Here is a 12,212-nt window from a genome sequence, read left to right as displayed (position 1 = left end):
AAGGTCCGGGTCTCGTCAGACTTCGCTGCGACCTGGTCGAGGATCAGGCGGCGGGACTCGTCCACGCTGACACCGCGCTTGACCAGGTCCTCGGCGAAGCCGCGCTCGAGGTTCAGCCGCCCGGCCAGGTCGTAGATGGTGGAGACGCGGTCGCGCTCGGCCTCGCGGGCGCGGGTGGCGACCACTTCGGTATCGGGCGCGGGAGTTACCTGCGTCTTCTGGCTGCGCGTCTCGCTGGCCGCGACCTTCGGGTCGGGCGCAGCCGGTTTCGGCTCGGTCATGGGGGTGTCCTCGGTTTCGACCGGCGCGGTCGGCTGGGTGTTGGCGGGGGTTGCGGCGTCGCTCGCCGGGGTCTGGGTCGTGTCCGTCATCGGGATCGGTCCTTTCGTGGTGGAAGGGGCGTCCCGGCGGTGGAGGACGCAGTCGTGAAGGGGGTGCTGGGCGCGGAAGCCCGCTGCTGGGTCGGCGCCGACCGCGACGGCGGAGACCTCGAAGGGCGTCCAGTCCACCGCGCGCCAGAGCTCGCGGGCGCCATCAGGCTTCGAGATATCAAACCGGTGGACCTGGTAGCCGATGGAGACGGCGCGGATGTGCCCCGCCTGGATGTCGCGCCAGATCGGCTCGACATCGGCACGCTCGCTGATCCGGACCAAGGCGATGCCGCGACCGTTCTCGATCCGGGCCGAGCCCGGCACGACCGAGCCGATCACCGCGTCGAGCGTGTCGAGCTCGTGCACCTTCAGGAACGGCGCGCCCGCGTTCAGCCGGTCGAGCCGGACATGGGCCGGGTCGAGGCTGAGTTCCTCGTCATAAGGCTCGCCGAAGAAGGTGGCACGGCGGACGCGAGCCCCGGCCGACCAGACCACCTCGACGGTGCGGTTGTCGGCATCGGCCGTGTTCGGCGCAAGCTCCGCCGACCGGCGCATGGCCGGCAGTTCGATCATCGTGTCCATGAAGGTCAGTCCTGTTGGTCGGCCTGCGCCGGGTCTGTATCCGCGTCGGCGGTCGGGTCGTCGGCGTCTGGTTCGTCGGCGGCCGGATCGTTCGCCGGATCGCTGGCCCCGTCTTTGGATTGTGCGCTGCCGGTCTTGGTGACGCGGCGAGGGTCGCTGTCGAGGACCAACCCCAGCGCGTCGAGCTTGGCGTTGGTCGCCGCGATCTCGGCCAGCACGGCGTCGGGGTTGCGGCCCTGCCGGGCGATCACCTCGGCCAGCGTCATGGTGCCCGAGCGGATGGACAGCAGGTTCGCCATCGCGTCCTTCTGCGGATCGACCGCCTCGAACTTCGGCGGCGACCATTCCACAGGCACGATCGGCGACGGGATCTGCCCCGCCGCCCATGCGGCTTCCGTGAACCACCGCCACACCGGGGCGCAGAACATCGGGATGAACAGCTGCCATTGGACGGCGTCGATCTGGCGGCGGAACTCCACGAGACCCGCCCGGATCGAGGAGTAGTTCACTTGGGACAGGTCCCCCGTCAGCAGCTCGTAGGGCACGCGGAAGCCTGCCGAGATCGTGTGCAGGCTCGCGCGCTTGTATTCGCCGTAGCCGCCCGTCGCCGAGGGCTGGTTGAAGCGGATGTCCTTGCCGCCGCGGGCATAGGCGATCAGCCCCGGCTCGAACTGTTCCACCCGGTTGCCGTCGGCATCGACCACGGAGGGCGCGATGCCCTGTTGCGCCTCGTCGTCGCCGAAGACGATGGCGGTGACGCAGGCCTCGGTCTTCTTGCGAACCAGTTCGGCCACTTCATAGTCGTCGAGATCACGCAACGACCGGATCACCGGCGCGCCCCAGGGGACGCCGCGCGCTTGCGTGCGCTGCTTCTCGTAGACATGGGCGATCTCGGTCGCGGGGACCGGGCGGCTCTGCAACCCGTTCTGCAAGGCCCCGTAGGCGTCGCCCGGATGCTCGGCATGCAGCCAGTAAGCCCGGCGCTTCCCGACCGGGTCGAACTCGATCCCCTGCACGAGGCGCCCTGCGCCGAGGGCTCCGGACTTGGTGGCGTCGAGGAAGTCGGCTTCCAGCACCTGCAATTGCAGCGGCACCGGCAGGCCGTAGCTCGCGCGCCGCAGGCGGCGGCGCACCAGAACCTCGCCCGCCTCGACCATCTCCCGGCAGATCAGCGTCTGCAGGCCATAGAAGTCAAGCTGGCCATCGGCGTCGCAGTCCGCCGTCCAGCGCTCGAACAGCGTATCCACCTTCCGGTCCAGCGTGTCGTCACCGCTGGCGGCGCGGGGCATGATGCCCGCGCCGATGATGTTGTTGACCAGCACCGCCACGGCCTTGGCCGCATGCGGGTTGTTGCGCACCAGATCGCGCATGCGGTCGCGCAGCAGCGCCCCGGCGACGCCGATTTCGGTGTCGGCCGAGGATCCCGGCGCGCGCCAGCCGTCCGTCCGTCGCCCGCGCGCCGCGCCGTCATAGCCACGCGTCAGCGTCTCGAATGCCTGACGCGCCATCACGCGCCGAGCCGCCATGCGCGGCGCCACCGTGGCGATGGCGTGGTCGAACCAGGTCGCCGACATCAGCGATCCCCGCGCGAGAAGCCAGCGAGCCCCGCCACGGGCAGCGGGCGGCTGAAGCCCGCGATGGCGCGCTCGATGGTCCGGATGCGGGCGAGCAGATCCTCGGCCGAGCCGTAATCCACCGACTTGCCGTCATAGCTGACGCGCGTCGTGCCGCTGGCATAGGCCCGGCGCAGCGCCGAAAGCTCGGTTTCCGTCCAGTCGATCATGTTCAGAACCATCCCTCCCGCCGCCCGAGCCAGTCGGAGCGGCGCTTGCCCTGCGGGGCCTGTACCGGCCGGTTGATCTGCCCGGCGGGATCGGTGTCGGTGGGGGCGGCCCCGAGCTGATCCTCGAGGTCGCGCCATTTCTCGTCGGGCCAGCGGTCCGCGCCCGCGATCCAGGCGGCTGCGCGGGCGTAGACCCGGCAATCCAGCGCCTCGTTGCGCTCGCGCAGCTTCTGCCATTCCAGCCGGGCGAAGCCGCGCTTGGTGCGCACCGTCACCAGCTGCTCGGCCACGAACTGCTTCAGCCATTCGTTCTCGACCCAGTGCGGCAGGTGCACCGAGCCGGGCGGGAACGCCGCCCCGTCGGCCATCTCCTCCTCGGTCGGGCGTGCCAGCCGCAGGAAGCGGTAGGTTTCGGCCTTGAAGGTCGAGACCGCCACGGTCCAGAGCCGCGCCCCGCGCCGCAGGCGTTTGCCGCCCTCGGTCGCGTCGACAAAGGTCGGCCCCGACACCGGGCTCGAGCGGTTGAACCCCTCGACGCCCTTGACCGGCGACACCTGCGCGAAGCCTTGCGCCCGCGACCAGGAATAGACCGCCGGGGCCTCGTAGCCGGTGTCGATGGCGAGCCGCGCGATCCTGAGATGCGCGCGGCGTTCATGCGGCCAGGACCTGTCCAGCAGCGCGGTCAGCTCCGACCAGGCGTCGTGCCGGTCGGGCCCGCCCTCGATGACGACGTGATCGACGAGCCAGCTTTCCAAGCCGCGACCCCAGGCCCAGACATCGACCTCGATCCGGTCCTTCTGCACGTCGGCTCCGGCTGTCAGGAACAACCCGCCTGCTGGCACCGTGCCGGATTTCCAGCGTTCGCGCCGGTCGTAGAGCCGCTGCCAGTCGGGCGCTTCCCCGGTCTCGACCCATGTCTCGCCGAGGATCGTGTTGCGGAACGCCTTGATCGCCTCGTCCGACCCTTGGGCTGCTTCCCATGACCGCACGATCCGCTCCCAGCTCAGCCAGCCGATCGGCGAATAGAGCGCCGAAAGGTGATACCCGACCGTGATCGGATCGGCGGCCGTGGCGGTCGCCCGCCATTCGCCGCCCTCCAACATCGCCGTCTTGTGGTGTTCCGCGATTGCCGCGTCGCAGCCCTCGCAGTGATACTCGGCCGTCTCCGGGCGGCCCTTTTGCCAGCGCAGCCGGTCGAACTTCAGCCATTGTGCGTGGCCGCATTGTGGGCACGGCACGAAGAACCGACGCTGGTCGCTGGCCTCGTACTCGCGCTCGATGCGCGACAGCCCCCGGATCGTGGGCGTCGAGACCAGCAGCACCTTGCGCCGGTGGGCGAAGGTCAGGGAGCGCGCCTCGGCGAGCGTGACCGGATCGCCTTCCTCGTCGGCCGAGGCGGGATAGGCGTCGACCTCGTCGAGGAAGATGTAGCGCGCCGGGGTGGACCGAAGCCCGACCGCCGAGTTCGCGCCCGTCATGATCAGGATGCCGCCCGCGAACTCCTTCGAGAGCATCGTGTTGCCCGCATCGCGGGATCGCGCGGGCTTCACCCGCTCCCGCAGCTCTGGGCTTTCATCGATCAGCGGGTCGATGCGCTGGCGCGAGTTGCGCTTGGCCAGTTCCACGGTCGGCTGGACCGCCAGCATCGGACCCGGCGCCTGGTGGATCGCGAACCCGATCCAGTTGTTGCCCGCCTCGGTCGCGCCGACCTGCGCCGCCTTCATGAACACGATCCGCTGCGTGGGATCCCCCGGCGACAGCCGGTCCATGATCTCGCGCATGTAGGGCGTGCGCACGGTGCGATACCGCCCCGGTTCGGCTGAAGCCCGCCCCGAGAGCATCCGGTGCCGGTCCGCCCATTCCGAAACGGTCAGGTCCGGGTCGGGCCGGAGTCCGTTGCCCCAGGCACGCAAGATCTCGCCCGCGCCGTCGAAGTCGGTCAGCGCGTCATCTTCACCGGAAGTCGGGCCGGACCTCGGCGAGTTCGTCGAGGTGGGCGCGTACATGTTTCTCCAGGACCTTCTGCATCGCGGCTGGCTCCACGGTGATCTGCTGGCCCGTCGCGTCGCTGGATGAGGCCGAGAGCTCGGCCGCCATCAGCGCCGCCGCGCGCGCAGGCCAGTTCACCCACGCGTCCCGTTCCTCCCGCGCCAGCCGGAACACCAGCGCCAGCGCGCGGGCCCGCTCGATCAACTCCCCCTTCAGCTTCTGGAGCCGGATGCGCCGCTCCTGCGCCTTCAGCACCTCGTTCGCGGTCTTGGCCTGCAGGAAGGTCGTCCCGCCGCCGACGGCGGGGACTGCCAGCCCCTGTTCGCGCAGCGTATCGCCGACAGCGGCCACCGCCGCCTCGGGGACAGGCTTCAGCTTCGGCGCTGGTGCCTTCCTCGTCTTCGACGGGTCCGTCGTCTCGGCCCGTCTAGCGTCGCTGGCGGCCGCGTTGATGCTGCCGTCGGGATAGAGGACCAGCCGCTCGGCGGCCTTGGCCTTCTGGATCGCGCCCCGCGACAGCCCGACATGCGCGGCGTACTGGCGCTCGCTCATGCCCTGCATCGGCGGCTCCGATTATCATTCAGATTCATGTGCTTATCGAGTTGATAAGCGTCACGGACAGAGCGAACGTCCTGTCAGAAGGACGATGCAACTCACCAAGGAGCCATCACGATGACCACGCGCCTGAACCCGATCACCACCCCGCGCCACGAACTCCGCGCCGAGAAGGCGCGCCGGAACAAGGGTGAGACCGGTTCCGCCACCGGTTCGAGGAACCGGTCGAACGCGCTCGCCGCCTTCATCGGCAAGAAAGCCGAGATCGACGAGATGCTCGCGCGCCTGCAGGCGCTCAGCGACGAGCATTTCAACTGCGCCCCCGACGAGGCGGGCTGGGCCATGGTCGGCACCCTCGAACACTACGCCAGCCTCCTGAAGCGCATCACCGACAGCGCCTTCGGCGAGGGCGAGCACGCCCGCTGATCTCCAGCACTGCCGGAACTCCCGCCGCGCGCCCTGCGCGGCTCGGGGTCGTAGAAGGCGCCGCATGACGCGGGCCCGAATACGGAGACGATCCCATGACCAAGCTTTCCGATACCCAATCCATCATCCTCAGCGCCGCCGCCCAGCGCGAGGACCACATCGCGCTGCCGCTGCCCGAGAGCCTGCGCGGCGGCGCCGCCGCCAAGGTGGTCGGCGCGATGCTCGCCAAGGGCTTCCTGCAGGAGGTCGATGCCGACATGCGCAAGGGCGAACCCGTCTGGCGCGAGACCGGCGACGGCCACGGCGTCACGCTGGTCGCCACCGACGCAGGTCTCGCCGCCATCGGCATCGCGCCCGAGGACGCGAACCCCGCGCCTGCGGGCGCGACGGACGCGCCGACCGAGGAGGCCGCGCCGAACACCCCCACCGAACCGAAGGCCGCGCCCAAGACGCGCACGCCGCGCGAGGGCACCAAGCAGGCGACCCTGATCGCCATGCTGCGCGCGCCGGAGGGCGCGACCATCGAGGAGATCATGGCCGCGACGGGCTGGCAGTCGCACACGGTGCGCGGCGCGATGGCCGGGGCGCTGAAGAAGAAGCTCGGGCTCGAGGTGACCTCGGAGAAGGTCGAGGATCGGGGGCGCGTGTACAAACTCCCCGCCGCCTGACGCGCCGGACCCCGACAAGCTGATGACCGCCGTCCCTACGGGGCGGCGGTCGATCATTTGGCGCTCCGCATCCGGATCGCCTCGAACACCCGCCGCAAGGCGAAGGAACGGGCGATCGAGACGACGGTTTATGCTGAGCGCAGGATTATGCGGAGTCCGCGGCGCCGATACCCGACGCCACGGTGTTTTTCGGCGGAGTTCACTCCGCATAATTACGGCCGTTACCGGCGTCGGACAGCATTGCCATCAGCTTGTCCGGCACGGTGAAGCGGCCGCGTTGCAGGGTTGGCGGCCCCATGGCGGTCAGCGCTTCGAGCTTTTCTGTTGGATCAGCGCGCAGGTACATCTCGGTGGTCTGGACGCTGGCATGGCCAAGCCAGAGCGAGACCTTGCGCACATCTCCGGTGGCTTGCAGCGTGTGCATGGCGCAACTGTGGCGCAGGACATGCGGTGTCACCCGCTTGGCCGCGATCGAGGGGGCCGCCTTCGCCGCAGCGGCGGCGTGTTTTCGCAGGATGTATTCGAACCCCGATCGCGTCATCATGCGACCGGCGGCATTCAGGAACAACTGCGGGTCGGCCGATTTCGGGCGCACCGCAATCCAGCGCCGGACGGCGCGGGCCGTGTCCTGCCAGAGCGGCAGGATGCGTTCACGTCGCCCCTTTCCGATCACATGCAGGCTGGGCAACGCGGCATCGTCGAACTGGTCCAACCGGAGGCCGGTCAGTTCCGAGACCCGCAAGCCCGCCGCGAAGGCAAGATGCAGCATGGCCTGATCACGCAGCCCCGCGGCCGTTTGCAGATCGGGGGCGGCAAACAGGGCCTGCATCTCGGCCCGCGTCAGGTAACCCACCAGCGGCTGCGCGCTGCGCTTCATCGGGATCGCGTGGATCCGCCGCGCCTGATCGAGGCAAGCGGGCACGCGATACTCGACGTAGCGGAACAGCGAATGGATCGCCGCGAGCCGGGCATTGCGGCTGCGGGCCGTGTTGGACCGCTCCGCCTCGAGATGATCCAGGAAGGCGCAGATCAGGGTCGCATCGAGATCCTCGATGACGATCCTGCTGGGCCTCGTCTTTCGTCGCTCGGCCGCGAAGCTCAGAAGCAGCCGGTAACAATGCGCATAGGATGCGATGGTATGTTGCGAGGCGCCGCGTTCGCGCGGCAGGTGGTCGCGCAGAAAGGCGGACAGATGCGGAGCGAGGGGCGTCATGCCATACCCTCCGCCATCAGGGCCTCGCCCGCATCGGCAATATGCCTCATCAGCGTCGGCGTCGCCTGCAGATACCACCAGGTGTGGCTGGGATCGGCATGGCCAAGGTAAGTGGCCAGCGCCAGCATGTGCCGCGAGATCGCGCGGCGGTCGCCGTCGCAGGCCTCGAGCGAGCGCACCGCGAAGGTGTGGCGCAGGTCGTGGAGCCGTGGCCCTTTCTCGCCGGGCAAGCCGCGGATGCCGGTCTCGCGGCCGATCCGCAGGAAGAGCGCGTAAATCGTGACATAGGACGGCCGTCGGCCGTGGTCGTTCACGAACAGTGCATCGCCCGCGCCCCGGACCTGCGCACGCCGCCGCATGTAGCACTTAAGCGCCGTCCGTGCGGTGGGATGCAAGGGGACGAGGCGGTTCTTGCGGAACTTGGTCTCGCGGATCACCAGCCCCTCGGACGTCATGTCCCTCGTGTCGAGTCCGAGCGCCTCGGAGACACGCAGGCCTGTTGCCGCCAGAAGGCCGATCGCCGTGGCCAGCGTCTCGCCCCGGATCGAACCCGGAGGACCGAGCCGCCGGGCTGCCATCATCAGCGCGGCAATCTCGTCGCCCGTATAGATGTGCGGCATCCGCCGTTCGAAGCGCCAGCGCCCGAGGGCATCGGCGGGCGGGACCTCGTGTGCCGGGTCGGCGACGGCCAGATGTTCGGCAAAGCGCCGGACAACGGCCAGGCGATTGCGCGCCTGTACGTCGGATGTCGTCCGCACCGCCCAGTCGAGCACGCGGGCGGTCGTCACATGCGTATCGCCTGCCAAGGTGGCCGCAGCCACGAAGCTCCTGAGCAGACAGGGCTGGGTCGTGAACTTCAACCCGCGGGCCCGTTGCAGCGCGATGTAGTCGTCGAGGTCGCGGCTCAGCATGGCGCGCCCTCCGGCCAGACCAGGCCGAAGAGCGGTGGTGCCACTGGGCATGCCGGTCCGTCGGTCGGCCAGCCTTGCGCCACGTCCCCCAGCATGGAGACATCCACCTTCGCGTAATGCGCCGTGGTGTCGGTCGACCGGTGCCGCAGCACGGTGGCGATGGCGTCCAGCGTGGCGCCGCCGCGCAGCATCGCGATGGCGGCCGAGTGCCTGAGCAGATGGCTGCCGCGCGAGGGCGCATTCTCGATGCCGGCCCGACCGACCGCCCGGCGCACCACACCGCCGACTACGCCGGAACTGATGGGATCGAAGGGCGGCAAGAGCCGCGAGAATACAGTATCGCCCGAGGCGGCTGGCCGCGCCCCGCTCAGCCAGGCAATCAGGGCGTCGCCTGCATCCTGCGGCAATGGCAACCGGACTTCCCGGCGACCTTTGCCGCAGACAGCTATGTTCCCCGCACGCCAGTCGATATCGGCCAGGCGCAGCTCTGCCACATCGCGCGCCCGAAGCCCCAAGCGGGCCAGCAGCAGAAGGATCGCCCGGTCACGGCGGCCGCCCGGGGTCTCGGGATCGCAGGACGCGATCAGCCGCTCGACCGCGTCCGGCTCCAGATAGCGCGGCAGGCTCGCCAGTCGCCAAGTCTTTGCCGTGGGAACCGCACGGTCAAGGCCGGGCGCGGCGACCCCGCGCTGCGCAAGGTGGCGCAGATACAGGCGCAGCGCGCTTGCCACCATCTTCGGATAATGCACGGACCGCGCCGTCCGGGCGTGTTCGATCAAACCGTCGCGGATAATCCGGGGCGTGTAACGCGATGGGTCGCTGCCGATCAGCGGCAGGATCTGCGCCAGCATCCGACTGTGCCGCGCGATGGTGACCGTTGCCAACCCGCGCTGCCGGGCCTGCGCATCGAGCCAGTCCGCAACGTTGTGGTCCACCGCCGGTGCCTCGGCCACAGGCTGCGGCGGCAGAGTACCCCGCGCCGCGAGGTAGCGCACGAAGCCATCGACCCGGTTGATGTAGTACTGCCCGAGCGAGCGCGGCGACGAATGGCACTGGCAATCATGCGCAGCGAACCGCGCCACGATATCCTGCCCGGCATGATCCAGCGCGATGCCGCTCTGGACGCTCCAGGCCAGGAAATGCAGGGCGGAGCCCCGATGGATCCGAACCGAAACGTGCGAAAGCCCGGTTGCGGCAAGATACCGGGCATAATCGTCAACCAGGGCTTGGTGCGGTCCTGCATCCAGAAGGCGTCGCCGTGTGACCGGCGCGTTGAGTTCGTTCATGTTGTCCTCCGTGAAAGGCGCCACTGCGGCGCCACACGAAGGACAATCCGATTATGCCGACCGATGCAGGCAGGAAAACAAATGCGGGTCAGATACTTGCGACACCAACGCCCGGACGACTCCGCATAATCCTGCGCTCAGCATAAACCGTGTTATGCCGAGCTCGGCATAAGATGGTGAAAATGGCGCCCATCTTCAGGTTCTGCGCCAGCGTCGTGTGCAGCCCGAAGATCGGGAAGATCAGGATCTGCGTCACGACCGCGACGCCGTAGCCGACGATCACGTTGGCGACGGACTCGACCAGCGACATGAGGCGGGTCTGCTTCATGCCGCTGCCTCATCCATCGGCCAGCAGTTCAGCCGCGAGAGTTCGCAGCGCATGCGCCGCAACCAAGGGGACCACGCCGTTGCCACAGAGGCGAAGCCGGTCCACCCGGTGGGCCAACCCATCAGTGCCTCGACGAACAGCGGGTTCAAGGTCCGGCGCGGCTCGGAGGTATCGCTCCCAGCCATCGGCGTCACCAGGACCTTGTGTGGATGCCGCCCGGTTTGCAAGTTGATTTGCCTTGTTCTGAGTTTCTGATCGAGTGCGTGCTTGTGTCAGGCCTGATAGTGCGGCCTTTCACGCGCCGCCGGCCGGTATGGTGATCCGCGGGCCAGGTCCAAATCTGGCGGGCGAGCGAGTGGCTCTGTGTCCTGGACTGGTTTTCCTGACCCTGATCTGTTCGATCATTTTCCCATGAAGTTTGGCACCTCTCCCTACATCCTCGGCGTACCGGTTTCAGATGATGGTCGTCGCGGTATCACGCCGCCATCAACTGCCCCGGATCTCGATAATCCTCCTTGCGCGTCAGCATCGCCCAGATGCCACGAGCCATCTTGTTTGCCAGTGCGACTGCCACGAGCATTCGCGGCTTCGTCGCCAGCATACGCGCCAGCCATGTCCCCGGACGGGCGCCTTTCTGACTTGTCCACCGCACCACGGCCATCGCGCCGATGATCAGCAATCGCCGAATGTCTTGCTGGCCCATCTTCGACGTTCGACCGAGCCGCTGTTTGCCCCCGGTCGAGTTCTGCCGGGGCACGAGACCCAGCCAAGCGGCGAAGTTTCGGCCGCAGCCGAAGGTTTCCATCGGCGGCGCGAAGGTTTCGATAGCCAGAGCGCCGATCGGCCCGATGCCCGGCATTGTCTGCAATCTGCGGGTCGTGTCCGCCGTGCGGGCCAGTTCGCCCATCCGCTTCGTCAGCGCATTTATCCGGGCGGTTTGAGCGGAGATTTGTGAGAGCAGATCAAGGCAGGTCTCGCGCGCCAGCAGCGGAATATCCGTATTTTCATCATCAAGAATTTCCGCGATGCGCGGAAGATTGTGGATCCCCTGTGGTGCCACATACCCAAATTCGTAGAGATGCGAACGCAGCGCGTTCACCAGCTCGGTTCGTTGCTTCAGAAGTTGCTCACGGGTCCGGAACACGACGGCGCGGGCCTGCTGTTCTGCACTCTTGACCTCGACGAACCGCATCGTCGGACGGGTTGCCGCCTCGACAATCGCCTCGGCGTCGGCCGCGTCGTTTTTCTGCCGCTTGATGAACGGCTTCACGTAGCGCGCCGAGATCAGCCGCGCTTCATGGCCCAGTCGCACAAGTTCACGCGCCCAGAAATGTGCCCCGCCGCAGGCCTCCATGACAACGGTGCAATGCGGCTGCTCCGACATGAAACGGTGAAACTGTGGTCGGCTGAGCTTCTTGCGAAACAGAACGGTCCCGTCCGCCGATGACCCGTGCAATTGAAAGCTGTGCTTTGCAAGATCGACCCCGACGATGATACCTTTTTCCATGGATGCCTCCTTTTCCTCTCGTGGAACCAAGCACCACGAATGTGGCACATGGCGTTGCCGCCGAGGAAGGGCGGCATCCACCCCATCTGGCGGCCAAGCAGGCCGTTCACCGGCGTGTTCGCGAGTGTCGTCGCCCCGTCCTTGTGATCCCGCGCCGTCGGCGTCATCCACAATCCCACCGCATGGGTCAGATCGGCCGTCTTGCGGTTGCCCGCGCTCGGCTTGCAGCCGTCGTTCGCCATCGGCGTCGGCCAGTCCCGCGCCATGCGGTCCAGACCCTTCTCGTCTCGTCGTTCGCCGCCCCGGCTGCGGAAACTGTCGGTCTGCGGCGTGGGCCACATCGCAGCCGTGGTCGCCAGGTTCATGCCGTGCTGGCCCGCTTTCTGCGACGGCGTCGGTATTGTCTGCCTGTTCTCGTTGGCGCTGGCCCTTGGCGTCGGCCAGAGCCGCAGCAGTTCCGTCCGGTTCCCGCCACTCGACCGGGTGCCAGAGCAGGCGCGCGGGGTCGGCCAGCTCGTCCCCTTCGCGGATGGCGAGGATGAAGAGCCGCTCGCGCTTGTGGGGCGCGCCGACTTCCGCCGCCGTGAAGAGGC

General features: G+C 68.1%; 11 protein-coding genes. 2 read left to right on the top strand and 9 right to left on the bottom strand.

Features of this window, described 5'->3' with window-relative positions; genetic code table 11:
* Nucleotides 1-958 precede the first annotated feature (958 nt).
* The 4 genes from JHW45_RS11130 to JHW45_RS11115 are packed head-to-tail and all read right to left on the bottom strand — an operon-like array spanning nt 959 to nt 5,286.
* Nucleotides 959-2,527, bottom strand: a complete 1,569-nt coding sequence (locus tag JHW45_RS11130; RefSeq protein ID WP_272857738.1) for a phage portal protein — start codon at nt 2,525-2,527, stop codon at nt 959-961.
* Complete coding sequence (locus JHW45_RS11125; RefSeq protein ID WP_177208251.1) at nt 2,527-2,736, bottom strand: phage head-tail joining protein; 210 nt, start codon at nt 2,734-2,736, stop codon at nt 2,527-2,529. Before JHW45_RS11125 ends, JHW45_RS11130 begins: the two co-directional genes overlap by 1 nt.
* Nucleotides 2,737-2,738: 2 nt before the next feature.
* Nucleotides 2,739-4,742: a phage terminase large subunit family protein gene (locus JHW45_RS11120; protein ID WP_272857737.1), complete on the bottom strand. Its 2,004-nt coding sequence runs from the start codon at nt 4,740-4,742 to the stop codon at nt 2,739-2,741.
* Complete coding sequence (locus JHW45_RS11115; protein ID WP_272857736.1) at nt 4,690-5,286, bottom strand: hypothetical protein; 597 nt, start codon at nt 5,284-5,286, stop codon at nt 4,690-4,692. The genes JHW45_RS11120 and JHW45_RS11115 overlap by 53 nt, the downstream gene beginning before the upstream one ends.
* A 111-nt stretch (nt 5,287-5,397) precedes the next feature.
* On the opposite strand from JHW45_RS11115, the gene JHW45_RS11110 reads away from it, so the two are divergent.
* Nucleotides 5,398-5,706 (top strand): hypothetical protein, encoded by a 309-nt coding sequence (locus JHW45_RS11110; protein WP_272857735.1) that lies wholly within the window; start codon nt 5,398-5,400, stop codon nt 5,704-5,706.
* Nucleotides 5,707-5,801: 95 nt separating this feature from the next.
* On the top strand, nt 5,802-6,374 hold the full coding sequence (locus tag JHW45_RS11105; protein ID WP_272857734.1) for a DUF3489 domain-containing protein: 573 nt from the start codon (nt 5,802-5,804) through the stop codon (nt 6,372-6,374).
* A 199-nt stretch (nt 6,375-6,573) separates the two neighbouring features.
* On the opposite strand, the gene JHW45_RS11100 is transcribed toward JHW45_RS11105, so the two are convergent.
* From JHW45_RS11100 to JHW45_RS11080, 5 genes are all read right to left on the bottom strand, one after another.
* Nucleotides 6,574-7,587 (bottom strand): tyrosine-type recombinase/integrase, encoded by a 1,014-nt coding sequence (locus tag JHW45_RS11100; protein ID WP_272857733.1) that lies wholly within the window; start codon nt 7,585-7,587, stop codon nt 6,574-6,576.
* Nucleotides 7,584-8,498 (bottom strand): tyrosine-type recombinase/integrase, encoded by a 915-nt coding sequence (locus JHW45_RS11095; protein ID WP_272857732.1) that lies wholly within the window; start codon nt 8,496-8,498, stop codon nt 7,584-7,586. The genes JHW45_RS11100 and JHW45_RS11095 overlap by 4 nt, the downstream gene beginning before the upstream one ends.
* Nucleotides 8,492-9,784 (bottom strand): tyrosine-type recombinase/integrase, encoded by a 1,293-nt coding sequence (locus JHW45_RS11090; protein ID WP_272857731.1) that lies wholly within the window; start codon nt 9,782-9,784, stop codon nt 8,492-8,494. Before JHW45_RS11090 ends, JHW45_RS11095 begins: the two co-directional genes overlap by 7 nt.
* An 88-nt stretch (nt 9,785-9,872) precedes the next feature.
* Complete coding sequence (locus JHW45_RS11085; RefSeq protein WP_272857730.1) at nt 9,873-10,112, bottom strand: DUF7220 family protein; 240 nt, start codon at nt 10,110-10,112, stop codon at nt 9,873-9,875.
* A 475-nt stretch (nt 10,113-10,587) separates the two neighbouring features.
* Nucleotides 10,588-11,619, bottom strand: a complete 1,032-nt coding sequence (locus JHW45_RS11080; RefSeq protein ID WP_272857729.1) for an IS110 family RNA-guided transposase — start codon at nt 11,617-11,619, stop codon at nt 10,588-10,590.
* Nucleotides 11,620-12,212: the final 593 nt, after the last annotated feature.

The organism is Paracoccus stylophorae, assembly GCF_028553765.1.
GTDB lineage: Bacteria > Pseudomonadota > Alphaproteobacteria > Rhodobacterales > Rhodobacteraceae > Paracoccus > Paracoccus stylophorae.
This window is presented reverse-complemented; position numbering and strand designations above follow the sequence as displayed.